The sequence below is a fragment of the Salinicola halimionae genome (assembly GCF_003206065.1).
Classification (GTDB): Bacteria; Pseudomonadota; Gammaproteobacteria; order Pseudomonadales; family Halomonadaceae; genus Salinicola; species Salinicola halimionae.
Map to the genome: position 1 here is coordinate 125357 of NZ_PZJQ01000003.1, position 24484 is coordinate 149840.

21 protein-coding genes are annotated in these 24484 nt (G+C 60.5%); 4 read left to right on the forward strand and 17 right to left on the reverse strand.

The window, feature by feature from the left end; all coding sequences use genetic code 11:
• Positions 1 to 13: 13 nt before the first annotated feature.
• From DOM27_RS05355 to DOM27_RS05365, 3 genes are all read right to left on the reverse strand, one after another.
• Complete coding sequence (locus tag DOM27_RS05355) at positions 14 to 505, reverse strand: pyridoxamine 5'-phosphate oxidase family protein (RefSeq protein WP_110655041.1); 492 nt, start codon at positions 503 to 505, stop codon at positions 14 to 16.
• Between the two features lie 226 nt (positions 506 to 731).
• Complete coding sequence (gene pepN, locus DOM27_RS05360) at positions 732 to 3395, reverse strand: aminopeptidase N (protein WP_110655042.1); 2664 nt, start codon at positions 3393 to 3395, stop codon at positions 732 to 734.
• Positions 3396 to 3622: 227 nt separating this feature from the next.
• Positions 3623 to 4033: a YbaN family protein gene (locus tag DOM27_RS05365; RefSeq protein ID WP_342588602.1), complete on the reverse strand. Its 411-nt coding sequence runs from the start codon at positions 4031 to 4033 to the stop codon at positions 3623 to 3625.
• A 223-nt stretch (positions 4034 to 4256) separates the two neighbouring features.
• On the opposite strand from DOM27_RS05365, the gene DOM27_RS05370 reads away from it, so the two are divergent.
• Positions 4257 to 5045: a DODA-type extradiol aromatic ring-opening family dioxygenase gene (locus tag DOM27_RS05370; protein WP_110655044.1), complete on the forward strand. Its 789-nt coding sequence runs from the start codon at positions 4257 to 4259 to the stop codon at positions 5043 to 5045.
• Positions 5046 to 5052: 7 nt separating this feature from the next.
• On the opposite strand, the gene DOM27_RS05375 is transcribed toward DOM27_RS05370, so the two are convergent.
• From DOM27_RS05375 to DOM27_RS05415, 9 genes are all read right to left on the reverse strand, one after another.
• Entirely contained in the window at positions 5053 to 5847 is a 795-nt protein-coding gene (locus DOM27_RS05375) for a helix-turn-helix transcriptional regulator (protein ID WP_245392598.1), read from the reverse strand.
• Positions 5848 to 6085: 238 nt separating this feature from the next.
• On the reverse strand, positions 6086 to 7369 hold the full coding sequence (locus DOM27_RS05380) for a benzoate/H(+) symporter BenE family transporter (RefSeq protein ID WP_110655046.1): 1284 nt from the start codon (positions 7367 to 7369) through the stop codon (positions 6086 to 6088).
• 70 nt (positions 7370 to 7439) lie between these two features.
• Positions 7440 to 8243 carry an enoyl-CoA hydratase/isomerase family protein gene (locus tag DOM27_RS05385; protein WP_110655047.1) on the reverse strand — a complete coding sequence of 268 codons (804 nt, stop codon included), beginning with the start codon at positions 8241 to 8243 and terminating at the stop codon, positions 7440 to 7442.
• 54 nt (positions 8244 to 8297) lie between these two features.
• Complete coding sequence (locus tag DOM27_RS05390) at positions 8298 to 9827, reverse strand: AMP-binding protein (protein WP_110655048.1); 1530 nt, start codon at positions 9825 to 9827, stop codon at positions 8298 to 8300.
• Positions 9827 to 10333, reverse strand: coding sequence for a (2Fe-2S)-binding protein (locus DOM27_RS05395; RefSeq protein ID WP_110655049.1), 507 nt, complete (start codon positions 10331 to 10333; stop codon positions 9827 to 9829). Before DOM27_RS05395 ends, DOM27_RS05390 begins: the two co-directional genes overlap by 1 nt.
• Positions 10314 to 11162 (reverse strand): FAD binding domain-containing protein, encoded by an 849-nt coding sequence (locus DOM27_RS05400; RefSeq protein ID WP_110655050.1) that lies wholly within the window; start codon positions 11160 to 11162, stop codon positions 10314 to 10316. The genes DOM27_RS05395 and DOM27_RS05400 overlap by 20 nt, the downstream gene beginning before the upstream one ends.
• On the reverse strand, positions 11159 to 14161 hold the full coding sequence (locus tag DOM27_RS05405) for a xanthine dehydrogenase family protein molybdopterin-binding subunit (RefSeq protein ID WP_110655051.1): 3003 nt from the start codon (positions 14159 to 14161) through the stop codon (positions 11159 to 11161). The genes DOM27_RS05400 and DOM27_RS05405 overlap by 4 nt, the downstream gene beginning before the upstream one ends.
• Before the next feature lie 401 nt (positions 14162 to 14562).
• Positions 14563 to 15048, reverse strand: coding sequence for a YajQ family cyclic di-GMP-binding protein (locus DOM27_RS05410; protein ID WP_110655052.1), 486 nt, complete (start codon positions 15046 to 15048; stop codon positions 14563 to 14565).
• Between the two features lie 39 nt (positions 15049 to 15087).
• The gene (locus DOM27_RS05415; RefSeq protein ID WP_110655053.1) at positions 15088 to 15573 is read right to left on the reverse strand and encodes a GNAT family N-acetyltransferase; all 486 of its coding nucleotides are present in this window, start codon (positions 15571 to 15573) and stop codon (positions 15088 to 15090) included.
• 237 nt (positions 15574 to 15810) lie between these two features.
• Between DOM27_RS05415 and DOM27_RS05420 the strand changes: the two genes are divergently transcribed.
• A complete protein-coding gene (locus DOM27_RS05420; RefSeq protein ID WP_110655054.1) occupies positions 15811 to 17298 on the forward strand; it encodes a RimK family protein in 1488 nt (495 codons plus the stop codon).
• Between the two features lie 14 nt (positions 17299 to 17312).
• On the opposite strand, the gene DOM27_RS05425 is transcribed toward DOM27_RS05420, so the two are convergent.
• The 5 genes from DOM27_RS05425 to DOM27_RS05445 all read right to left on the reverse strand — a co-directional run bounded on the left by DOM27_RS05425 (position 17313) and on the right by DOM27_RS05445 (position 21573).
• Positions 17313 to 18197: a DUF2797 domain-containing protein gene (locus DOM27_RS05425; protein WP_110655055.1), complete on the reverse strand. Its 885-nt coding sequence runs from the start codon at positions 18195 to 18197 to the stop codon at positions 17313 to 17315.
• A complete protein-coding gene (locus tag DOM27_RS05430) occupies positions 18185 to 18451 on the reverse strand; it encodes a YeaC family protein (RefSeq protein ID WP_110655056.1) in 267 nt (88 codons plus the stop codon). Before DOM27_RS05430 ends, DOM27_RS05425 begins: the two co-directional genes overlap by 13 nt.
• Entirely contained in the window at positions 18448 to 19329 is an 882-nt protein-coding gene (locus DOM27_RS05435; protein WP_110655057.1) for a rhomboid family intramembrane serine protease, read from the reverse strand. Before DOM27_RS05435 ends, DOM27_RS05430 begins: the two co-directional genes overlap by 4 nt.
• A gap of 383 nt (positions 19330 to 19712) precedes the next feature.
• Positions 19713 to 20672, reverse strand: a complete 960-nt coding sequence (locus DOM27_RS05440) for a metallophosphoesterase (RefSeq protein ID WP_110655158.1) — start codon at positions 20670 to 20672, stop codon at positions 19713 to 19715.
• Positions 20673 to 20691: 19 nt separating this feature from the next.
• On the reverse strand, positions 20692 to 21573 hold the full coding sequence (locus DOM27_RS05445; RefSeq protein ID WP_110655058.1) for an NAD(+) kinase: 882 nt from the start codon (positions 21571 to 21573) through the stop codon (positions 20692 to 20694).
• 188 nt (positions 21574 to 21761) lie between these two features.
• Here DOM27_RS05445 and DOM27_RS05450 point away from each other — a divergent pair, with 188 nt between their 5' ends.
• Positions 21762 to 22214: a hypothetical protein gene (locus DOM27_RS05450; protein ID WP_245392599.1), complete on the forward strand. Its 453-nt coding sequence runs from the start codon at positions 21762 to 21764 to the stop codon at positions 22212 to 22214.
• Between the two features lie 11 nt (positions 22215 to 22225).
• Positions 22226 to 24412, forward strand: a complete 2187-nt coding sequence (locus DOM27_RS05455; protein ID WP_245392600.1) for a pyrroloquinoline quinone-dependent dehydrogenase — start codon at positions 22226 to 22228, stop codon at positions 24410 to 24412.
• Positions 24413 to 24484 lie beyond the last annotated feature (72 nt).

Sequence of the window (24484 nt, forward strand, 5' to 3'; positions counted from 1 at the left end):
CGATTCTCGGCCATCATTTCAGCGCGGCCCTGATGGCTTCGAGAGAGACTTCCGTTCTCATCTTGAGCGTGTCCGGCGCCAGCTCTTTCTCCGACAGGCTGTTCAGCCAGGCCAGCTTCGGCGTGGCGCGGTAGAAACGCTTGATGCCATCGCCCATAAAACCGCTCAGATCGACCGTTTCATCGGGATACAGCAGACCGAACGCCTTCTCGGCCTCGTCGGCGTTCGTGACTTCGCCTGCCTCACACTGCAGGTAAACACAGCGCAGATTGTTCGTCCCTCTGGCTCGGGTCGAGTCGTAGAACGTGATGAAAGCGCGAGGATTGGCCGCAATGTTGCGGGAATGCACGGCCTGCGCCCATGACGACCAGTAGAACGTCAATGCCGAATCGGGTATGGCCGTCGCTGGCGTATTCCAGGGCACGTCGTCCTGGGCAGTCGCGATATTCGCGTAGAGACAATGAGCCAATATATCGGCGCTACGCTCGGCAAGATCGATAGACATCGTGGCAAACCTCCATTTCAATTTAAAGAATGAAAATAACTTTTCATTTCCAAATAGAGAATATCATGTACGCATTGGAACTCAAGTCAAAGGCATCGCGCCATCGATGGGCGATTCGCCGCCACGTAGTTCGAATGCACACGGACGCTTCGAAGCCATAAAAAAGGCCGCTACGGAGAGCGGCCTCGATTCTTCTGACGGAACAGTCCTGTGCGTTACGGCGCGATCATGCGTCCGCCAGCGCGCGTTCGACCATCTCGAACACGTTGGGCGAAAGCTTCTCCGCGCGGATACGTTCGAGTTCGGCTTTCATCAACGCCTGACGCTGCTCGTCGAAGCGCTGCCAGCGTGTCAGCGGTGTGATGATGCGCGCGGCGATTTCAGGGTTGAGCCGGTTGAGTTCGATCACCACGTCCGCCAGCAGCTTGTAGCCCTCGCCGTCGAGACGATGAAAGTTGATCCGATTCTGGGCGAATGCGCCGATCAGTGCCCGTACCTTGTTGGGGTTCTTCATCGAGAACAGCGGATGCCCCATCAGGAAGCGCACGCGCTCCAGCACATCGGCCTGCGGCCGGGTCACCTGAATCGTGAACCACTGATCCATGACCAGCGGATCGTGAGCCCACTTCTCGCCGAACGCCTTGAGCGCCGGTTCGGCCAGATCGGTCCGATCGCTGTGCGCCAGCAACGTCAGCGCGGCGCGCACATCGGTCATGTTGGCGCTCTGCTCCAACTGATGCTGAGTCAGGCTGACGGCCTCGTCGTTCTCGATGCTCATCAGATAGGCCAAGGCAACGTTCTTGAGACGACGCTGGGCGATCTGCTCCGGGGTCGGCGCGTAGGGCTCGTCGCTTAGATTGTCGCGATAGACAGCGAGAAAATCGTCGCGCAGCTGCCAAGCCAGCGACTGACGCACGAATTCCCGCGCCGCGTGGATCGCATCGACATCGACCACCGGCTGCTGTTCGGCGATATACGCCTCCGACGGCAGCGTCAGCATTTCCGCCAGCACTGCCTTGTCGTCGCCGGGCTCGTTGAGCAAACTGCGATAGGCTTCGATCAGGCGGCTATCCATCACCTTTTCGACGCCGTTACGATGCGCGGCAATCAGGTCATCCAGTGCCAGCAGGGTGAGGCGCTGGCCCGCATCCCAGCGGTTGAAGCCGTCGGAATCATGCGTCAGCAGAAACGCCAGTTCCTCGCGCGAATAGGGATAGCGCAACTTCACTGGCGCGGAAAAACCGCGCAGCAGCGAGGGCACCGGTGCTTCTTCGACGTCAGTGAAGACGAAAGTCTGCTCTGCCTGGCGCAAATGCAGCACGCCATCCTTGCCCAGCTTTTCCGGGCCGTTATCGCCGTTCAGCGTGAGCGTCAGATCGTGACCGGACTTGGTTCCGACCAGGCCCAGGCGGACCGGAATGTGCAGTGGAAGCTTCTCGGTCTGGCCCGGGGTCGCCGGCGTGCGCTGCGACAGGCGCAGGTGATAGTTACCCGTAGCGTAATCGTACTCGCCGTGGGCATCGATCTCAGGCGTCCCCGCCTGGGAGTACCATCGCATGAACTGATCGAGATCCAGCCCGGAGACTTCAGCCATGCAGGTAACGAAATCCTCGATCGTCACCGCCTGACCGTCGAAGCGCTCGAAGTAGAGGTCGCTGCCGCGGCGAAAATCTTCCCAGCCCAGCAGATGACGCAGCATTCGCACGACCTCGGCACCCTTCTCGTAGATGGTCAGGGTATAGAAATTGGAGATCTCGATGTAATGATCGGGACGAATCGGGTGCGCGGTCGGGCCGGCGTCTTCGGCGAACTGCGCGGTCCGGAAGAACGAGACGTCCTCGATCCGTTTGACCGGCGCCGAATTGGCGTCGGCGGAGAAGGTCTGGTCGCGGAAGACCGTGAAACCTTCCTTCAGCGAAAGCTGGAACCAGTCACGGCAGGTGACGCGATTGCCCGACCAGTTATGGAAATATTCATGAGCGACGATACTCTCGACCCGCTGGAAGGTCGCATCGTTGGCGGTCTGCGGATGGGTCAGTACGGCCGCGGAGTTAAAGATGTTGAGCCCTTTGTTCTCCATCGCGCCCATATTGAAGTCGTTGACGGCGACGATCATGAATCGATCGAGATCGTACTCGCGACCGTAGGTCTCTTCGTCCCACTCCATCGAGCGCTTGAGCGAGGCCATTGCGTGCTCGGTCTTGTCGAGATTTTCGGCCTCGACCCAGATCTGCAGCAGGACTTCATGGCCGCTCGTGGTGGTGTGGTGATCTTCGACTTTCTCGAGGCTACCGGCGACCAGCGCGAACAGATAGCTGGGCTTCGGGTGCGGGTCTTCCCAGGTCACGAAGTGGCGACCGTTGGGCAGCTCGCCCTGCTCCACCGGGTTGCCGTTGGAGAGCAGCACCGGTAACGAGTCGCGATCACCGATCAGCGTCGTCGAGAACGTTGCCATCACGTCCGGACGATCGGGATAAAAGGTGATTCGGCGGAAACCTTCCGGCTCGCACTGCGTGCAGAACATCCCGTTGGAACGATAGAGACCCTCTAACGCGGTATTGGCGTCGGGGTCGATCTCGACTTCGGTATCGAGCAAAAAACGCTCCGGCACCGTGGAAACGATCAACTTGTCATCGCCAACTTCGAACTCTCCGGCCTCCAACGTCCGGCCGTCGACCGCGATGCTGATCAGCTTGACCTGCTCGCCGGCCAGTTCCAGCGGTAGGCTGGTTTCAGCGTCATCGGGCTCGCGATCGGGATGGCGTTCCACATGCAAGCGCGCCTTGACCCGGGTTGCGGACGGCGAGAGATCAAAGGTGAGCTCGGTATGCGTGACGCGGTACGCCGGCGGCAGATAATCCTTGAGATAGGTCGCTTGCATCTCAGACATGGCAACGCTCCTTGAAGAAAAAGGTAGGTCGAATCGGCAAAGCGAATCGGAGAACCGGATCCAGCCATTGAATCAGCCAGTCAGGCGGTAAAACGAATCCGTCGATATGCGTGCCGGTCGACGATCGGACACCATTCTACCCGTGGGACCGGAACGATATCGAATCGATGTCGTGGCCCAGGAGTTCCGCAAACGCCATGCGCAGGGATAGCGATGGCCTCAAGGGATCAACGACGCTCGGAGGCTTCTTCCGACCAGACGCCGCGCACCGGGCACTGCAGGCTGGGTAGCGGCCGAGTCACGATCCAGATCGCCAGCCCCGAAAGGCCGAGGATCAAGCCGATCTTGAGCGGCCAGTGGGGAACGGTGAAGGCGATGATCAGACATGAAACACTGAGCATGATCACGGCCATGATCTTGGCGTGCTTGGGGATGGCGCGCTCGCGCTCCCAGGATTGAATGGGCGGGCCGAAACGCGGGTGATTACGAATCCAGTTGGCGAACCGGGGCGAGCCCCTGGACGCGAGCCATACCGCCGCCAACATGAAACAGGTGGTCGGCATCACCGGCAGGAAAAGACCGATCACGCCCAGCGCAAAGCTGATGGCGGCCAAGGTGACATAAATGGCATTACGCATGCCGGACATCCCCACTACGGTGTGTCGATCGCGCCACCCGAAGAGGACGCTGGAACGGACAGTGTAAACCAGCCCTGGTCATCCGCTCCAATGTCCGGCCATGGAAAACGCCAATGTTGACGATAGGGAAATCGACCATTCGCACGACGATGGCTAGCGCAGGGAGTCGATCGGCGTAGGCTTTCGATATCGTCAACGCCGTCTCATCGCAGGAGCGCCGACCATGACCACACGCCAGGTACTCTATCTGTCTCACGGCTCCCCCGACCTCAGCCTGATCGATCATCCTGCTCGCACTTTTCTGCGGGACTTCGGAGAGCGACTGCCGAAGCCTCGCGGTGCGCTGATCATTTCGGCGCACTTCGAGACGTCGGGACTCGTCATTGGGGGAGCCAGCCGCCCTCGCACCTGGCACGACTTCCACGGTTTTCCCGACGTCCTCTATCGAATGCATTATCCGGCTCGCGGCTTGCCCGAGATGGCCAAATCGTTGGTGAACGAGCTCAACGACGAGGGGATCGATACGCTTCTGGATGCCGAGCGGGCGCTCGACCACGGCATCTGGTCGCCGCTCTCGTTGCTCTGGCCGCAGGCCGACGTACCGTTGATACCGATCAGCGTACCGATGCAGGTCGGCGCTGCAGCCCAATTGAAGATCGCCGCCTCGCTAGGTCGCTGGGCGGAGCAAAACGCGTTCATGCTGATCGGTTCAGGGGCGGCCACTCATAACCTCGGGGACCGGCATTTCACTCACGATGCGCCGGATGCCTGGGCCAGGCAGTTCAATGATTGGGTGATCGACGTGGCCGCGCGAGGCGATCAGGCAGCGATGCGGGATTGGCAGCAGGCCGCGCCGAATGCGCGTTACGCCCACCCGACACCGGAACACTTTCTGCCGCTGCTGATGTGTCTTGGTGCAATGGAAGGCGAACCGCTGGAGGTGCTGCACGACAGCTTCATGTTCGGCAACATCAGCATGCTGGCCCTGGGAAGCAAGGCTGTTACTGTCTGATCCCCGCTTAGTGCGAGTAGTCGTCCATGACTCGCTGATACTGGCTGGGCGCCGCGCCGATATGGCGTCGGAAAAAGCGTGTGAAGTGTCCCTGCTCGGAGAAACCCAGCTCCAGGGCTAGTTGCCCCAACGATCCCTGGCGGTTGTCAGCAAACCAATCAAAGGCCGAACGCATTCTGCCCATATTGGCGAGCATCTGCGGTGTCATCCCGGTCGTTTTCTTGAACAGTGAAAAGAAATGCGCGCGCGAAAGTCCACACTGCCGAGCAATCACGTCGAGGTTCAATTCGCCTGGAGGTGAATGGAGAATGATCTCCGTTGCCCGCCGAATCCGCACATCGTAAAAGTCTTGCGCCATACCGACCTTCAATCTGGCAAGGTGATGCCAGTCCGAATGTCGTTCCACGATCGAAATCAAAAGATCGAACAGCAGACTCTCCATTTTTTCCCGCGACCTGGGACCAAAATCGAACATCTCGCCGATCAGAATATCGGCCTGACGACGCATATGGGGCGTCAGCTCGATACACGGCTGTGCGAAGAAATCGGGACGAGCGCTGGTCGAAAGATCCGTTTGTAGCGCCGCCAGCCATCGGGGCTCGATGTAGAGCGCCAGGATCACGCTTTCAGAAACGCCGGCCTGGTGATCGTAATAATGAGGCTCCCAGGCGTTGACGAGTATGGCCGTATCATCGGTGAGCGGAAGCTGGCGCCCACGCACCGAAAAATAGGTGTTCTGTCCGGTTGCCTTGATCAGAACATGGCATTCCGAATGGGCATGCGGCACCAGCGGCTCGTCCATATCCAACAGGGCGACGCGTCCAAATCCCCCATGAAAGATTCGATAAGCGTTCGACATAGTGCCTTTCGATCACCTCAGCATATTAATGACCAATGTCTCAGGTTATCACTCCGACACCAGCATATTGGCGGCGTTGGACCAAAGACGCACTCGTCGGCAACAGCCCTTCGAAAGACCTTCCACACCACAGGGACAAACGCCATTGCGCTTGTCCCTATTCCCTTCATCGAGGCAATGCCTAAACGCGCTTGCCGTCGAGCGAGTCATTTCCATCCCGCGTTCCCGGTGGGCTTTCAGTTGGCGCTTCACGCAGGATTGCCGATACCGCGATACCCGCGACCAAGGCCCAGAACGGTGAGCTGATACCCAATAGACTGAGCTTGCTCATCGCTACCACCAGGGCTACAAAGGCGCCAATCTGATAACCCACCTGCTTGTTGAAAGCCTGCTGGAACGCCGCCAACAGCACGCCGATCATCGCCACACCGGCAATACTCGCAATCAACGCCTTGGGAAGCGCCATGATCACCGGCACGGCGCCACCCGCGAATAGCCCGAACGCGCAAAACAGTACGCCATTGACCAACGTCGCCCCGTAACGCTTGTCACGCTCGGCGCCGGCCTGATCGGAGGCACAGATCGCCGTCATCGGCCCGGCGATATTGGCGTTATGCCCACCGAGCAACCCGGCCAGGATGCCGCCAATGCCGCTGATGATCGTCATCGCGTTGACCGGTGGTCGGTACCCTTCCGCCAGCAACACACCGGTGGCCTGGGCATTTTCCGCCCCGAGCACCAACGCCGCGAGGGGGATCGATATCGCCACGAAAGCATCGAGTGAAAAATGCGGCAAGGTAAACTGCGGGGCGACCATCTCGATATCGACATCGCCAGTCTGGATAGCGCCGGTGAAATAGGCCATCAAAAAACCCACCACCGCAGCCACCAGCACCGGGGGCACGGACTTCAACAATCGTGATGTCAGAAAAAACGCAATAAGCGCGGTGCCGGCGATCAGTGGCGCGGAGCCCACGGAATCAACAGCGCCAACGCCAAACCGTATCAGCGCCCCGGCAATCATCGCCATCACGATCGGCATGGGCAACCACCGCATGATACGGCCCACCCACCCGCTGATACCCAGCAACAGCACGATGATCCCGCTCATGACGAAGGCGCCGACAGCCTCGGCGAACGGTATGGTGACCAATGCGGCACTCATGATCGCCGCACCGGGAATGGAATAAGCACCCGTGATCGGCTGTCGATATCGCAGCGCCATGATCAGACTGATCAACCCGCCGAGGAAATACACCGCGAATAGCCAAGCCACCGTCTGCCCGTCGGTCAGATGTCCTGCATTCGCCGCACTGATCACGATCAATGCGGGACCCGAGCAGCCGAACAGCGCCGCAACGACACCCGTACTGATGGATTGGAAGGAAAGAGCCGAGCGCAGATCTCTCGCCATGGAAGCGGGATTGCCACTGGGCGGCGTTTTCCGGGTTGAATCGAGAGACATGGCGTGACTCCTCTTTATCGTTATCCTGATTATTATGTTGGCGTTGATAGGCGGCCCAGGGCCGCCGGTCTCACTCCCCGCGGAATACCGCCTTGCGCTTGGCGTGAAAGGCCTCGACTCCTTCGCGGAAGTCGTTTGAGCTGCGTAGACGGCTGTAGCAATGCCCTTCCATCTCGATGGCGACCGACAGCGGTGAGTCTTCGTTGTCGTTGATCAATTTCTTGGCAGTGCGCTGTGCCAGCGGCGAGAAGCGACGCAGCTCCTCGACCAGTGACTGAGTAGCGGCCTCCAACTGGTCGTCCGGCACACATTCGGTAGCGATTCCCCACTCCAGGGCCTGGGCCCCGGAAATACGCTTGGCGCGCATGACCATGTGCTTGGTGCGGGTAATGCCGATGATTTTCTGCAATCGAGCCGAACCGCCTGAACCTGGAATCTGACCCAGATTCTGCTCGGGCAACGCGTAGCGTGTGGTCTCGGAAGCAATGCGGAAATCGCACGCCAACGAGAGCTCGAATCCGACCCCAAAGGTGTAACCGCGATTGGCGACGATGACCGGCTTCTCGCAACGTGCCGGAGCCGCCACGTTCCACGCCAATTTGGAAACATGTTCCGGAGAGGCTTCGAGGAATCCTCTGATATCCCCACCGCTGGAGAAGTGCTCTCCTTCGGAGCGCAACACGATAACGCGAACGTCGTCGTGGGCGTCGAGCGCCTCGAATACCTGACGCAGGGCATCGCGTTGCGGCATGGCGATCACGTTGAGCGGTGGGCGGCAGAGAACGATATCGGCCCGTTCCTGATCGACGTCGATCAGGACATCAAAGCCGTCAAAATCAGAGGCCAGATAATCCCGGACGGATTGTTGAGTCATGACAGTTCCTCGAGTGGGATAAAAAGAAGGTCAATGTGTGGTTCGAATAAAGGATCAGTCAGCGGCCATGGAGTCGGCGCGGTCGCTGACCAGCACGCGGCGCAGAACCTTGCCAACGGCCGATTTGGGAATGTCTTCGACGAAGATGTAACGGCGCGGGCGCTTGAAACGAGCGAGCCCGGCATCGGAGCAATACTCGCTCAGGGCCTCTTCATCCGGTGTCCCGCGCACTTTCACAAAGGCGGTGACGATTTGTCCCCACTGTTCGTCGGGTAGTCCGGCAACCACGACTTCCTCGACCTGAGGATGCAGCGAAAGTACATTCTCGATCTCCGCCGGGCTGACGTTTTCTCCTCCGGTGATGATTAGATCGTCAACACGACCCGTGACGAACAGATCCCCGTCCTCATCCAGGTAGCCCATGTCGCTGGTGAAGTACCACCCATCGCGTAGTGACTTCTCATCGGCTTCCGGGCGCCGCCAGTAGCCTGAAAACGCCTCGTCACCGGCCAGATCGGCGATGATTTCACCCTCCTCTCCCGGCGGCAGCACGTCGTCGGCAGACGTTGCATCAACCGACACCACGCGGATGCGCTGGTTAAGCGAGGCGCGCCCGGAGGAGCCGGGTTTGTGATTCGCTCGCTGATCGATCGTGAAGGTGTATATCTCGGAGCAGCCGTAATGATTGACGAACAGGCTTGGCTGAAAAGCAGCCTCGACCCTGGCCATCAGGCCGGCACTCATCGCCGCACCGGCAAAGCCGATCTTGTCGACGCTGGCCACGCGATCAGCATGAAAGGTCGGGTGCTCGATCAACATGTGATAGAGCGTGGGGACCAGATAGAGGTTGGTCACCTGGTCGCGTTCAATGGCTTCCAGCGTGGCTTCGGGGTCGAAACGCGGCACACAGACAAATCGGCCATCAATCAGCGCCATCGACAGCAGCGAACGCACACCCATGGTGTGGTACATCGGCATGACACCGAGCGTGCGTTCGTCATGGCGATAGAGGTTCTGCGCCACGTGCGCTACCGCGGCGGCGCGCTCGGCGAGATGAGTTCGCGGCACGCCCTTGGGCTTACCGCTGGTGCCCGAGGTATACAGCATCAGCGAAATATCTTCGGGCCGGGCGCGACACAGCATCTCGCCACGCCCACCGAGCAGCGAATCGAATGCCACGGCCGATTCGTCACCACAGTCACCGACGGTAATGCGAGGGATGGCTTTGGATTCCTCGCAGGCCATTACCGCGGCCGCTCCGGCAGTATCAAACGCGACACCGCGAGCCTCGGCATCCTCTAGGCAATAGCGCACATCCTGTGACGTCGAGCGCCAGTTGATCGGCGTGATGATGATGCCGGCGAACTGGCAGGCCCAGTGCAGCGTTGCCATCTGCCAGCGATTTTGCATCACCACGATCAGATGATCTCCCCGGCCCAGGCCCATGGCGTCCAACCCACACGCCACGCTCTGAATGTCCTCCAGCCAGTCGGCATAGCTGCGCCGGAATTCACCATCAGTGATCGCTATCGACTGCGGTCGACGCTCCACCGTTGCGAGAAAACTGCGGCCAAGATCGAACATTACGGCGTCTCCTGTCGGTTGTTCTGTCTGGCTCGGGCCACGTCCAGTACGGCCTGAACGATGCCGGTGTAACCGGTACATCGGCACAGATGACCGGACAGCATGTCGCGCACCTGAGCCTCGTTGGGTTCCAGCACTCGGCCCAGAAATTCATGGCACGACATCAAAATGCCGGCGGTACAAAATCCGCATTGCAGAGCGTGGTGTTCGCGGAACGCGCGCTGTAGATCGCTGAGTTCGTCTTCGTCGCTGAGAGATTCGACGGTTTCTACACGTCTCCCTTCGACCTGCACGGCAAGCATCAGACACGAGCGTGTCGCCCGACCATCGACCATCACGGTGCAGGCGCCACACACGCCATGTTCACAACCGACATGCGTGCCGGTAGCACCGAGCTGGTGGCGCAAAAAATCGCAAAGCTGCGTGCGTGGTTCGGCGTAGCCACTGCGTTCGCGACCGTTGAGCGTCAGTGCGACGCGATGGCGTTCATCGACTCGGACGTACATCGTCGGTCTCCTCTCGGGCTGTCTCTTCAGTGATCAGACGCCGCCCCATCTCTCGTACCAGGTGGCGGCGATAAGCGGCAGACGCGTGAATGTCGTCCTGCGCCTCAAGAGACCAGGCCAGTGCGTTGAGGGCGTCTTCGAGATCGACGTCCCGTGAAATGCTCGTCACCACGGGCCGATCGGCGACACCTCCCACACCGAGGCGATACTCGGTTTCGCCAATATCGACAGCCAGTGCGACGATGGCGAAGTCACCATGCCGCATGGCGACCTCCTGGAAGCGATAACGGTGTTCAGCCTTAGCGAGCGGGAAGCGCACTTCGGTCACCAGCTCGTGGGGCTGTCGATCGGTGGTCAGTACCCCCTGGAAGAAGTCGCTGCCCACCACCCGACGGGATTTGCCGCGCTTCGTTTCCAGCACCACTTCACCCCCCAGCGTCGTCAGGCACAGCGGTAGCTCGGCGCTGGGATCGGCGTGGGCAATGGATCCGCAGACGGTGCCGCGGTTACGGGTCTGAAAATGGCCGATCCAGGGCAGCACGCTGGCCACAAGCGGGACTTCCTCTGTGAGTGAGGCGTACTCGGCCAGTTCGGCCTGGGTCGTGGCAGCGCCGACGGCGAGATAATCATCGCGCCGTTCGATATAACGCAGCTCTTCAATGGCACTGATGTCGATCAGCACGCGGGGTTGGCTCAAGCGCATGTTGAGAACGGCCATCAGCGATTGGCCACCGGCAATGATGCGAGCGTCCTCACCGGATTCGATCAGTTTCTCGATAGCCTCGCGTCGAGTCGTGGGTCGGTAATAGTCAAAGGCAGCCGGTTTCATGCGTCACCTCCGCGCTTGCCGAGCAGGCCGCGTAATCGTTGCCACAGCGACCCCTTGATCCTGTCGCCACTGACCTGCTGCGAAAGCCGCGAGAAGATCTGGCCAATCAGCATCTTCGACGCGCTGGAAAGCATGCGCCCGCCCACCGAGGCGATCTTGCCGCCGATCGTGACTTCGTAGTCGTAATCCAGACGGGTCCGACCGCCATCGATTTCAGTAAATCGAATTGTCGCGGCGCCGGTAGCGTCACCCATGCCGCTCTTGCCCGCGCCGGAGAGGCGCAGCGAGTGCGGCGGCTCGAGGTCGGTCAATTCGACGCGGGCATCGAAGCGGGCGCGAATCATCCCTACGCCGACGGTGACGTCAGCGCGGTAGGCGTTGTCGCCGGTCAGCTCCAGTGAGTGGCAGCCAGGAATCATGGCTTTCAGCGTTTCGGGCTCGAGAATGCTGTCGAAGACCTGCTGCGGCGACGCGGGGATCTCGACACTGTCGCTGGCGCTCAGTTTCGATCCACCGCCGGCCGAGGCCGAGACACTATCTGCCCCCACACCTTCCGGCTGGGGGGGCTCCTCGATGCCCATGAGCGTGCGGACCCTTGACGGTGTCAGCGGCAGTTCAATGGCTCCCGGCTCAACCGTTTCACCCAGCGCATCCGCCACGGCGTTGGCGATACACACTGGCGTACTCATGTTGTTACCTTCCCCCACCCCTTTCGCGCCCAGCGGCGTAAAGGGCGAAGGCGTTTCCATGTGCAGAATGTGCGGGTCCGGCACTTCCATGGTGGTGGGAATCAGGTAGTCGGCCAGGGTACCGGAGGCAAAGCTGCCATCCTCGTGGTAATGAAAAGTCTCGTAGAGCGCCGCGCCCACCGCCTGGGCGAAGGCGCCGCGGACCTGACCATCCACCAGTTGTGGATTGAGCATGCGCCCCGCGTCGTGAAGCGTGACGTAGCGGTCGATCATCACGCGCCCGGTGAGCGAGTCGATCTCCACCCCGCAATAATCAAAAATGAAGCCGTAGCACAGGGAGCTATTGATACGCTCGTCATCATCGGGCGCTGTCAATTCGGCCGGGGTCCAGAACGCGGTCTCGCGCAACCCACCGGTTTCGCCTTGCGGTAGCGTTCCCGGTGCCCAGTGAGTGGCACCGGCCAAACGATGAAACGATGTCGAATGCTCGCCGTCCGCGGTCTGGATTCGCCCCTCGCTGAACACGACGTCCTCGACCGGCACCTGCCACTGCTGCGCGGCAATGGCCTTGAGCCGGCCACGGATTTTGAGCGCCGCATTGTGGACCGCCCCCGCCACCGCACCGGCAAAACGACTGGAATAGTTGCCCGAGGCGATCGACCACGCATCCTTGCCGGTATCGAGTTCCACATCGACACGAATACTCTCGAGCGGCAGCCCCAGCACCTCGCCAACGACCTGCGCAGCGACCGTTCGGTGCCCCTGACCCTGGGGCGTAGAAGAGATATGCACGCTGACGCTACCCAAGGGGTCGACGTTGATCGTGGCGGTGCTTACCGCACCGTTCTTGGGGCCGGCACGCCGCCTCTCTTCCGGCGTCTGCGCCATGGTGATGTAACCCATGTTGGAGATCGATGGCTCCACGGCCACGGTATAGCCGATTCCATAATGACGCCCCGCCTGACGCGCGACGTCACGCCGCTGTCTCAGCTCAGCCAGGCCACCCTGCTCGATGCCGAGTTCGAGACCCCGTTGATAATCACCGGAATCCAGCAGTGCCCCGGCCGCACAGCGATAGGGAAACGCCTGCGACGGCACCAGGTTGCGACGAATAATCTCAAGAGGGTCGATGTCCAGCGTCACCGCGATGCGCTGCATCAGGCGCTCCAGCGCAAAGTAGACCTGCGGCCCGCCAAAGCCCCGGTTGAGGCCGGTCGGCGTCTTGTTGGTCATGACGATGCGATTGCGAACCTGAAGATGACGAATGTCATAGGCGCCAGTGAGATTGCCGTGCATTCGATAGGTGGTAGCGGGCTCCGGCGCTCGCAGGTAAGCCCCGCAGTCATCGAGCTGATCGAAGCGCAATGCCGAGACTCGCCCGTCGCTGGCGAAGGCAGCTTCGATCGTGGTGACCCGGTTGGTCGCCGACGACGCACCCGACAAATGCTCGAGCCGATCCTCAACCCACTTCACCGGCGCTCCGACCTTGCGCGCCGCCAGGCCCATCATCACGACGTACGGGAAAACGCCCTGCTTGATTCCGAAACTGCCGCCGGAATCCGGGGGCGTGCGCAGTCGCAATCGGTTGGCAGGAACCCGCAGAGCACGTGCCATGACCGAATGAATCGCGTAAGGCCCCTGGAAGTTGGCCATGACGTCGTAGCCGCCCTCGGCGGGATCGTACTGACCCACAACGACGTAACATTCGATCGGCGTACAGGCGCTACGGGGGTAACGCACCTTGAGTGAGAGCGTGTGCTCTGCCTGCTCAAAGGCGCTATCCGCCTCGCCGTAACTGAAATGGCGGTCGTTGACGACGTTACTGCCGACGGCCTCGTGCAGAATACTGGCATCGTCATGAGTCGCGGTTTCAGGATCAATGGCCACGGCAAGAATGTCGTACTCGACCTTGACGGCATCCAGCGCATCCTCGGCCAGATACCGGTCTTCGGCGATGACCACCGCCACCGGCTCACCCACGTAGCGGACCTTGTCGACCGCCAGACACCAATGCTCCATGGGTTGGCGCACTCCCACGGGGAACGGCGACGCCCAGCGCTTGACGTCGGCTCCGGTCAATATTCCCCGCACGCCAGGCATCGCCAGAGCGGCGTCTATCGTGACCTGCTTGACGACAGCATGGGCATGAGGAGAGCGAACGATTGCCGCGTAAAGCGTTCCTGGCAGAACGGCAAGGTCGTCAGCGTAGCGCCCCAGCCCTCGCAGCAAAGCCTCGTCCTCGACACGCGGTTGGCGCTTGCCGATATAGGCGTGCTGCGGATCCTGGTAGAGCGAGACCTCTGAATGCATCGAAAACTCCCCGATGGGTGCGAACCTGTATCGAGGAGTCTAGGGGTGGGGCTGATTGGGATGCATTGCCGCTCCATCCGGCATTTATCCATGGAGTCTGTGCATTTGCCCCTAAGTCTGATTTCAAGACCAAAGTTCAAGAGCCGAAATGAGTGTTAATCAGCGACTCAATACCAATCTGAAAACGTATATCAGGGCGGAAGACAGAAAATCCGCATAAAGCCAGCGGAGAAACCATGAGAGAAACCAGGGCCCCGGAGCAAGCGGGGAAAGATTCAGGCGGGAGCGATTAAAACGAGGCTGGCAAGACACACTTCCTCCGCTCAGGCAGACAGGCGGAGGAAGAGAATAAGAGGGAACCCATCAGGGCTCGACGCTAAACAAGGGAAACGAGGAGGCCATCAATCGCGGAAGTTGTTGTACTGCAGCGCGAGATCCGGACCCTGCTCCCCCTTCAACAGGGCAATCGCCTGTTGCAGATCGTCGCGCTTCTTGCCGGTCACGCGGACCTTGTCGCCTTGGATCGCCGACTGCACCTTGAGCTTCGAATCCTTGAGCAGCTTGACGATCGCCTTGGCGTCGGGCTGTTCGAGACCCTGCTTGAGCTTGACCTCCTGGCGCGCCTTGACGCCGGAAGTCTGCGCATCCTGAATATCCATGCAGCGCGGGTCGATGCCGCGAGCGATCAACTTATTGCGCAGCACGTCGATCATCTGTTGCAGCTGGAATTCGGCGTCCGCCTCGAGTGAAACGGTCTCACCCTCGAGCGCGAAACTGGCGTCGACGCCGCGAAAGTCGAAACGGGTCTGAATTTCCCGATTCGCCTGATCGACGGCATTGGTCGCTTCATGGCGATCGAATTCGGAAACGATGTCGAAAGATGGCATATCAATCCCCTAAAAATAATGGCCGGCGTGCGGCCGAAATCATTCGATAGACGAGGCATCCAGTGTCTCGGACACCTCGAGTCGCTTGTCCATCTGCCAGGCGGCACAGCCGTCGGCATAGTAGTCATCCAGCCAGCGGCGGGCGATGAATCCCATCCGCCGATAGAGCCCCATCGCCACGCGATTGTCGGCACGGACTTCCAGCAGTAAACGCTGGCTGCCCCGCTCGCGCGCGGCATCTTCCAGCGCCTGCAGCAGCTCTCGTCCCAGACCGCTACCGCGAGCGGCCGGATCGACACAGAAGGAGTAGAGTCTGGCCGTGACACTGTTACGTCGGAACAGCAGCGTGCCGTAGCCGACGACACGCTGCTCATCGCTGACAGCTAGCAGATTGACGGCATTGGCTCGGGTCAGCAGGTGCGCAATCTGGCGGCGGCTGAAACGATCGTCGTCGAAACAACGTTCTTCCAATTGATACAAGGCGTCGCAGTCGGCGGGCAGACCGGAGCGAAGAGTGCGGAGCATGCGTGCGCTCTCATCTAGGATTTCGGTTGCGGACAGCCCTTCGGCGGTAATCTTTTGACGTACTACACGACGTACTCACTCGATGGGCTGACCGATCAGACTGAAATTATTTCACGCCGGCAACGGCTTGTCGTCGCCTTCGCATCATCGCACGCTGTTTTCCCTTGCAGTTCCGGCCGCTTTTTCGTATCAACGCCGAATACCCTCGGGCAACGTCGGAAAAGGAGTCACCCATTCATGTCTCGCCTGCGTATCGTCGTTGACCGCCTCACCGACTGGCAACCTTACTATCCTTCCGAGGATCTTACCGCCGCCGACGACTTCCTGGCGCTGGCAGGTTCGGCAACGGCCGATGATGCCACTCACGTCATCAATCTGTGCGCCAACCTCGACTATCTGGAAACCGGCTACTACGTCTCGCTACTGGCCCAGGCCCGCGATCAGCGCGTTCTGCCCAGCGTGGAAACGCTCAATCAGTTGTCGCGCAAGGCGCTGATCGATATGCAGCTGGCAGCGATCGACCCACTGCTGATGGAGTTGGACAAACGCGGCGTACTCGCGGGAGATACCTTCACCCTGCGCGTCTTCTTCGGCGAGTGCCTTGAACCGGAGCTACAGCGCTTGGCGCGTCGCCTATTCGAGCGCCTGCCTCAACCACTGATGGAAGCCCGCTTCGAGAAGCGACAGAACGTCTGGCGACTGGTGCGCCTCAAACCCTTGGCACTGACGGCATTGCAGCCGGGCGAGGAGGATCTCTTCGCGACGGCGCTGAACCGACACTCGACTCGGGTCTGGCGCACGCCGCGCGCTCGTCGTCGCTACCGTTTCGATCTGGCGATTCTGGTCGATCCACAGGAGGCGTTGCCGCCCAGCAACCGAGGCGCGATAAAACGATTCATCCGCGCCGGGCGCCGCTTGGGCATTGATGTCAACCTGATCACGCACCGCGACGCCGGCCGGCTGGCCGAGTTCGACGCCCTGTTTATCCGCGAAACGACGCGACTGGACCATCATACTTACCGCATGGCCAAAAAAGCCGAGCATGAAGGCATGGTCGTGATCGACGATCCGCAGTCGATCCTGCGTTGTACCAACAAAATTTTCCTCCATGAGCTGCTTGGCACCCACAAGATTCCGGCGCCTCGAGGGCAACTGCTGTATCGCGGCGACATGAACCGCCTCGACGAAAAGCTCGCGCACCTGGAATACCCGCTGGTACTGAAAGTGCCGGACGGCGCCTTTTCCAAGGGCGTGGTCAAGATCCGCTCGCGGGAGGAGCTGGTCACGGAAGCGCCCAAGCTATTCGAGTCGTCCGCCCTGCTGCTGCTGCAGGAATGGCTGCCCACCGACTTCGACTGGCGTATCGGGGTCCTCGACGGCCAGATCCTGTTCGCCAGTCGCTACTACATGGCGCGCGGCCATTGGCAGATTTACGACCACTCCAGCGGGAAGACCCGGAGTGGCGGATTCACCACCCACGATCCGTCGGAAGTGCCGTCACAGGTCGTCAAGGCAGCCCTGAGAGCGACCAAGTTGATCGGCAACGGGCTCTACGGCGTCGATCTCAAGCAGATCGGCGATCGCGTCGTGATCATCGAGGTGAACGACAACCCCAATCTGGACGCCGGCGTGGAGGATCTGGTGTTGAAGGATGCGCTCTACGAGCAGGTCATGGCGGTGTTTCTGAAGCGCATGGAACGCCAGCTCGAACACAAACCGCGCTGAGGCCGTCGCCGGCGTCAGGCAGCTTTAGCAGTCACTGCGACCTGATAGCCGGCGAATTTACGCAGATTGATGACTCCGACATCGAGGATAAGATACTGACCTTTGAGTCCCATCAGGGTGCCCTCGATCAGCGGCGTCTTGTCGAAATTCAACGAGACGATTTTGCGTGGCCACTCGAGCACCGGATAGTCGATCGTCCGCGGCGCAACGTCGTCGACCGACTGGATGGCGTCGCTGCCGAAGCGCTGGCGCAATGTTTCGAGGCCGGGTTCGAGCTCGGCCAGTAGACGATCTCGCTCGGCGATCAGATCGAGCGGTTCGACCTCCCCCTTGAGCATGGCCCGCCAGTTGGTGCGATCGGAAACATGGGACTTGAACAGCGTTTCCACCAACCCTGACTGCTGACGCGTATCGACATCGAGAATCGGCAGCGCCTGGATCGCGCCCTGGTCCAGCCAGCGCGTCGGCATGTTGGTGCCTCGCGTGATGCCGACCTTCAGTCCGGAAGCATTGGCCAGGTAGACGGTGTGCGGTCGAAAGCAGTGACGTTCGCCCCAGGCCGGATCGCGACAGGTGCCCTGGAAATAGTGGCAGGTCTCCGGGCGCATCATGCAGAGATCGCAGTGTGCCAGCGATGAGAAGCAGGGATAGCAGTGGCCCTGACCGAAGCTCTTGCGTGTCGCTCGTCCGCACTCGACGCAGTGAATCTGACCGGTGGAATGCAAGCGAACTCGCTGCCCCACCCATCCATTGATCGCCAGGCGATGCTCACCGGTACGCAGATGGTAGTCGGCTCGGCCGGTGTCCGACGACAGCCGGATATCGAGCTTTCGAAGCTGACCGCTGGCGGCCTGACCCTGTTGCTTCGATCCGGACTGGCCCAGAATCAATTGATCCATTTGACCGCGGCTTCCTCGGCCGAGGAGCTACTGCCGGAAGCACACTCATTGCGCTCCAGGTAGCCGACGCGCTGCTCCGCGGGCACGTCGTGGATCATCTCATACTTGATCACCGCTTCCAGACAAAGCTCGGTCTGTTCGGCGCTTAGACGACGACCATCGGGCCACTTGCGCAACTGAATGGCTTGCTTGAAGTTCTCGTACATTTCCGGCGTCATCTGCGCGACCATGCGGTCGAAATTCATATCGCTCATTTGTCTTCTCCTGAAGCGTCGCGACCTGCGCTGCCCGACGCGCCACGGCTGGCAAACCAGCCCATGACCAGCCCGATCAACAGCCCACCCAGATGCGCCTCGTTGGCGACATTGCCGAAGCCGAACGCATCTCCCAGACCCGTCATGGTAAAGACCATCCAGACCAGCATGAAGACCATCAGCATCTGTGGCACGAAAAATCCGCTGCCCGGGCGGCGACGCGACAACAGCCAGACGTAGCCCAGCAACGCGTAGTCGACCCCCGACATACCGCCGAACAGGACGGTGCCGGTGAAGTATTGCGCAAGGTTGGAAAACAGTGCCGCGATCAGAACGATGATCCCGAGCCGACGCCAACCTTGAACCGACTCGACCTGCCGACCGAAATACCACACCCACAACATGTTGAAGATCAGATGCATCCAGCCGAAGTGCAGAAGCGCCGGGGTAAACAGGCGCCAGATCTGACCACCGGCCAAGGTATCGGAGATCAGATCTCCCGGCACGATCCGCTGACCGACCACGTCGAGCGGGACGATGGTAAAAGCACGAACGATGGCATCGCCGGCAAGGAACATGACGAGGAACACAGCGACACAGACGGCAATCAGTCCGGCCGCAAACGGTGCCTGGCCGAACGCCTGACCGGTGACGCTGGGCCGACGCCGAGGGGCAACGCTGGCCGCCGATGCATCCAGCTCACCACGATGCCAGAGTTCGATCAACCGGGCAGCCGCATCTCGCTGTTCGGGATCGGCCAGCCACAGCACCTGCTGATTCTCCTGCTGGGTGAATCGATGCCCGATATGGTGCGCCCACAGCGCTTGCCGCAATGGACGTGTGTCCAGATCACCGGCCAGTTCGAGGAGTTTATACATGGAAGACGTCCGACCCGCTTGCCGAGAGAGTATCGACGCTCGTGCATCGAAAATGCCAGGCAGTCAAAACCTGCATTGAGTAAGTGCCATAGCCCGCCGAACGCTGATGCCGTTCGGGATCGCCATTCTACAGGCCCTACATTCTACAAGCCCAACAAAGAAAAATCCGGCGGTAGGGCCGCCGGATAAGAGCAAGGGATCATTCAAGGGAACACTGACTTCGAGGGCAATCGTCGGAAGGAGTTCCCAGCTGCTGCGAAAAAAATCGAATTTTTTTCATAATCCCCCCAGTAATCACCCCCGGGAGCGCATAACACCGGCACCGAATCAGATCTCTGAGGCCGATGTGGAAAATGAAAACTCGCGATCGCAGGGGGAAGGTATCAATCACGGATGCCCTCCTGCGACACATCGACCCAGACAAAGCGATTGGCATCGAGTCGTTGCTCGCCCTCCCAACGATAAGCCACCAAACGACCGTACTTCACCGCGCTATAATCGAGGCAGGCAATATTCGCCCGCGGCAATGCTGGTACGCCCTTGCACCAGTAATGACCAACGAACAGTGGCGGTGCCGACTCCGGATAATAGGCTAGTCGCTCCCGTTCTTGAGGACTCAGCGGCCGATCCTCTAGCCCCATTGGCAGGTTGTCGGGCTGGAAGACCACATCGCCGTAGGTACGCGGGTGACGACACCAGAAATGGGTACGGAAAGATCGCCGTGTAAATCCATCCCCCGATCTTATCTCCACACCGGATGGCAACGGCATCTGCGTGCCCCGAGTCAAACGGTCCATCACTCGGTGCGCGAAACTGCCGGGATGAGTCGACTCGACCAGGAACTCGCGGTCGATACGGGCATCGGGGCTCTGTTCGAGGAAAGCGTTGACCAGGGGGTCGTCCCAGCACGCATGCACCACCCGCAGCCCCTCCAGGTCGAGACACAGCGGTAACGTCATGAACCACGAAAGGCAGCTTTCCCACTCCAGCGGAAAGGCGTGAAACTGCTCCAGCGTTCGGCCGATGATGCGATTGTTGCGCGGAGTATGATCCCGCAGCCAGTCTCGCTCACTATCGCTCGGGGCCTGATGACAGTAGGCCAGAGCGTTGTACTCATGGTTGCCCATCACGATGTGCGCCTCGCCGGCATCGACCATGCGTTTGGCAATGGAAACGGCGAGCCGGATGTTGGGGCCGCGATCGATCAGATCGCCCAGAAAGATCACCTGCCGGCGCGGATGACGAAACACCCCGTCTTCCGCCCGATAGCCAAGCTTTTCGAGCAGTCGGATCAGGCTTTGACCGCAGCCGTGGACATCTCCGATCAGATCGTAGCCATCAATATCGGTTGGCTGGGTCACATCAGTCTCCCAACCTGCTGCTCCAACCCAGCTTGGAGCGACAGGCCTCGAAGAAACTGTGCCCGCGCGGGTGAATCAGCGTCAGTCGCTCAGCGTGGCGTCGTACATAGAGCACATCGTCAGGCTTGCAGACGACGCGGGTCTGACCGTCGCAGCTGACATGCGGATAAGCCTGGTTGATATCGCCGATATGCACGCGAATTTCACTGGCGGCATCGATCACGATCGGCCGGCTGGAGAGCGTATGCGGGAACATCGGCACCAGGGTGATGGCTTCCAATCCCGGGTGCACGATCGGCCCGCCGCCGGAGAGCGCATAGGCCGTTGAGCCGGTGGGCGTCGCCATGATCAGCCCATCGGATCGCTGGGAGTAGACGAAACGATCGTCGACGAAGAGTTCGAACTCGATCATCCGCGCGGCCTTGCCGGGATGCACCACGACATCGTTGAGACTGGTGCCGGAGCCGATCAAGCGTTCGCCGCGATAGAGTTCCGCCTCGAGCAGAAAACGGCGCTCGGTGTCGTACTGGCCATCGAGCACCTCGGCGACCTTCTGTTCGACTTCGTCTGGAGAGATGTCGGTCAGAAAACCCAACCGCCCACGATTGATACCGAGTACCGGCGTTGCGCTGTGACATAGCGCCCTCGCCGCTCCCAGGAGACTACCATCGCCCCCCACCACGATCACCAGATCGCATAGCGTACCAAGCTCTCGGCGCTTGGCTTCACGATAGCCATGGCCGGCAAGCAGTGCGGCGGTGCGATCCTCGATGATCAGATCGAGACCGCGACGCTCCAGGAAGATCACCAGGCGCTTGAGTGTCTCGACCACCTTGTCGCTGCCCAGGCGGCCGATCAGGCCGATGGTGTTGAACGATTCCATACTACGTGTCTCTAGCAGCGTGACGGTCGCCCATTATGCTGGCTGCTATTACCTGCCGGCAAACTGAGCTGAATTCGCTAAAAAAACGAAATAGTTGCTCTGCTAACTTCCAAAAATCCTCTATACTTTGGTCGGCTTGGAATGTGGAATACGAGCAAGCGTAGCCACACCATCGAGCTGTTTCGTCGATGTTTTTTGGCCTGATGCAATATCAGAGCAACGCAGAAGCAGCCGCCAAGTGCACCAAACCGCTCTCATCAGGAGACAACAACCTCATGTCGCAATCTCGATCATTCAGGGCGGGCATCATCGTGCTGCTGGTGGGCTCGCTCGTCGGGCTCGCCGTGTCACTTTATGCCTATTTCACTCCGCTGACCGGTGTCAACGACACGCTCGGCGCGCTCGTCGTCATCCTCTCGACGATCGCGCTGGTCGTTCTGACGCTGGTGCTGGCACCGCTGTCATGTCGTAGCGGCCGCGTCGCGCTACGCGTGCTGATCCTGCTGGCACTCGTCGGTACCGGCTTCGCTGGGTTGCTGCTGCATCAGTGGTGGCTGACGGCCGCCATGGTGGTTGGCCTTATCGGTCTGCTGATGGACATGGCCAGCCCGACCGCCTCCACCAAAACAGTTCATTCATGAGGAGCCGATTCATGCCCATACCCTCGCCGACGCTGTCCATCCCCACGCTGAAATCCACGGCTCAGCGGCTGGGAATGGCCACGGCACTCGCGCTCTTGATCGCTCCCGCACCGCTGTTGGCGCAAGATCAGCCCACCGAATCCAGTCAGTCTTCGGCCAACAGCAGTGCCGATGATTCGTCAGCCGGGACTCAGGGCGTCACTCAGTCCGATGCCACTCAGAGCGGGTCTACTCAAAGCGAGTCGACTCAGAGCGACAGCGCTGCCGACGCTCAGGATTCCGAAGACGTTGCCACGACGAACACCGGTGGCCGCAAGGACAGCGATCGCCCTTCGATTCCGCTGGTTCCCGAAAACGCTACCTGGGACAGCTTTCACGGTCAGCTCAACGCGCAGAAATACAGCCCGCTCGACCAGATCACGGCGGACAACGTCGGCGATCTCGAGAAAGTCTGGGAATTCCATACCGGTGACGTCTCCGATGGCTCCGGTGACACGCCGGCCACGGTGTGGTCCGCGACCCCGGTATTCGCCAACGACACCATCTATATCGGCACGCCCTTCTATCGCCTGATCGCGCTGGATCCGGGCACCGGTAAAGAGAAGTGGAGCTTCGACACCCAGTCCTCGCGCAAGGCGCTGACCCAGCCGGTGTTGAAGAATCGCGGGGTCTCCTACTGGGAGGCTGAAAACCCGGTCGCCGGCGAGCCGTGCCAGAAGATCGTCTACATGGGAACCATGGACGCTCAGCTGTTCGCGCTGGACGCCGACACCGGCAAACTCTGCAAGGGCTTTGCCGACAACGGCGTGCTTAATGTCAACCAGTGGAACGACACCCACGCCGAGTGGCCGCTTTCCGTGCTTCAGCCACCGACCGTGGTCGGCGACCATCTGATGCTCGGTTGGGCCGGCATGGACTGGGCCTACGAACAGGCACCGCCGGGAACGATCTTCTCGCTCAACGCCCAGACCGGCGAGCTCGAATGGACGTTCCAGGCGCTCTCCGATGAGATGCGTGAGAAGAGCGGTACCGCCAACGTCTGGACGCACATGTCCGCCGATCGCGAGAACGGCCTGCTCTATCTGCCGGTCTCCTCGCCGTCACCGAACTACTGGGGCGGCAACCGCACTGAAGAGGCGCCGCTGGCGACCTCGACCACCGCGCTCGATATCGAGACCGGTAAAGTGGTGTGGTCTCGTCAGTGGGTTCACCACGATATCTGGGACTACGACATCAACTCCGCCCCGACGCTGATGGACATCACCGTCGATGGCAAGCAGATCCCGGCACTCGTTCAGGCGACCAAGCAGGGCTTCCTGTTCGTGGTCAATCGCCTGACCGGCGAGGACGTCTGGCCGATCGAGGAGCGTCCGGTACCCCAAGGCGATGGCACTGTCGAAGGCGAAGTCTATGCCCCGACACAGCCGTTCCCGACCAAGCCCGCGCCGCTGCTGGATCAGTCCGAGAAGCCCAAGATCTGGGGTCTCGCCGACGCCGTGGGTGGCGGTCAGTGCTCGCGCCTGTGGGACGATCTCTGGTACGAAGGCATGTACACGCCGCCGACTACCAAAGGTGAAGGTGCGCTGACTTATCCGGACAGCTCGGGTGGCGTGCAGTGGGGTGGCGTGGCGTTCGATCCCCAGAGCCAGACCGCCATCGTCAACACCTCGCATATCGTGCAGACCCTCAAGCTGTACAACCGCGAAGACTACGAAAAAGCAGATAGCGGCTCCGGTAACGAGAGTGGCTTCGCGCCGCAGAAAGGCGCGCCGTACGGCATGCGCCTGCAAGTGGCAACCAACTGGCTCGGCATGCCCTGCTGGGAGCCACCCTTCGGCGAAATCGTCGCCATCGACATGCATACCGGTGACGTGAAATGGCGTCGTCCGGTGGGCGCGTCGCAGCAGTTCGGCTTCTTCATGCCGGAAAAATGGGGTTCGCCGACCATCGGTGGCCCGGCCGTGACTGCCGGTGGTGTCGTGTTCATCGGTGCCTCGATGGACGCCAAGCTGCGCGCCTACTCGCTCGAGACCGGTGAAGAGTTGTGGGAAGACCAGGCCGAAGCACCGGCCGTGGCCAATCCCTCGGTCTACGAGTACAAGGGCCGCCAGTACGTTGCCTTCGTCGCCGGCGGCAACACGATCCTCAAGGATCAGGTTGGCGATCAGGTCGTGGTGTACGCCCTGCCGGAGGATTGATTCTCCAGTTCGGCAACACTGATGCGGCAACAGCCGCAATCGTCGTAACGGGGTGGGCCTTTGGCCCGCCCC

Bases quoted from the DNA above. Each gene is read 5' to 3' on its own strand.
- DOM27_RS05355 (WP_110655041.1), bottom strand. From the start codon at position 505: ATGTCTATCGATCTTGCCGAGCGTAGCGCCGATATATTGGCTCATTGT.
- pepN (WP_110655042.1), bottom strand. From the start codon at position 3,395: ATGTCTGAGATGCAAGCGACCTATCTCAAGGATTATCTGCCGCCGGCG.
- DOM27_RS05365 (WP_342588602.1), bottom strand. From the start codon at position 4,033: ATGCGTAATGCCATTTATGTCACCTTGGCCGCCATCAGCTTTGCGCTG.
- DOM27_RS05370 (WP_110655044.1), top strand. From the start codon at position 4,257: ATGACCACACGCCAGGTACTCTATCTGTCTCACGGCTCCCCCGACCTC.
- DOM27_RS05375 (WP_245392598.1), bottom strand. From the start codon at position 5,847: ATGGACGAGCCGCTGGTGCCGCATGCCCATTCGGAATGCCATGTTCTG.
- DOM27_RS05380 (WP_110655046.1), bottom strand. From the start codon at position 7,369: ATGTCTCTCGATTCAACCCGGAAAACGCCGCCCAGTGGCAATCCCGCT.
- DOM27_RS05385 (WP_110655047.1), bottom strand. From the start codon at position 8,243: ATGACTCAACAATCCGTCCGGGATTATCTGGCCTCTGATTTTGACGGC.
- DOM27_RS05390 (WP_110655048.1), bottom strand. From the start codon at position 9,827: ATGTTCGATCTTGGCCGCAGTTTTCTCGCAACGGTGGAGCGTCGACCG.
- DOM27_RS05395 (WP_110655049.1), bottom strand. From the start codon at position 10,333: ATGTACGTCCGAGTCGATGAACGCCATCGCGTCGCACTGACGCTCAAC.
- DOM27_RS05400 (WP_110655050.1), bottom strand. From the start codon at position 11,162: ATGAAACCGGCTGCCTTTGACTATTACCGACCCACGACTCGACGCGAG.
- DOM27_RS05405 (WP_110655051.1), bottom strand. From the start codon at position 14,161: ATGCATTCAGAGGTCTCGCTCTACCAGGATCCGCAGCACGCCTATATC.
- DOM27_RS05410 (WP_110655052.1), bottom strand. From the start codon at position 15,048: ATGCCATCTTTCGACATCGTTTCCGAATTCGATCGCCATGAAGCGACC.
- DOM27_RS05415 (WP_110655053.1), bottom strand. From the start codon at position 15,573: ATGCTCCGCACTCTTCGCTCCGGTCTGCCCGCCGACTGCGACGCCTTG.
- DOM27_RS05420 (WP_110655054.1), top strand. From the start codon at position 15,811: ATGTCTCGCCTGCGTATCGTCGTTGACCGCCTCACCGACTGGCAACCT.
- DOM27_RS05425 (WP_110655055.1), bottom strand. From the start codon at position 18,197: ATGGATCAATTGATTCTGGGCCAGTCCGGATCGAAGCAACAGGGTCAG.
- DOM27_RS05430 (WP_110655056.1), bottom strand. From the start codon at position 18,451: ATGAGCGATATGAATTTCGACCGCATGGTCGCGCAGATGACGCCGGAA.
- DOM27_RS05435 (WP_110655057.1), bottom strand. From the start codon at position 19,329: ATGTATAAACTCCTCGAACTGGCCGGTGATCTGGACACACGTCCATTG.
- DOM27_RS05445 (WP_110655058.1), bottom strand. From the start codon at position 21,573: ATGGAATCGTTCAACACCATCGGCCTGATCGGCCGCCTGGGCAGCGAC.
- DOM27_RS05450 (WP_245392599.1), top strand. From the start codon at position 21,762: ATGTTTTTTGGCCTGATGCAATATCAGAGCAACGCAGAAGCAGCCGCC.
- DOM27_RS05455 (WP_245392600.1), top strand. From the start codon at position 22,226: ATGCCCATACCCTCGCCGACGCTGTCCATCCCCACGCTGAAATCCACG.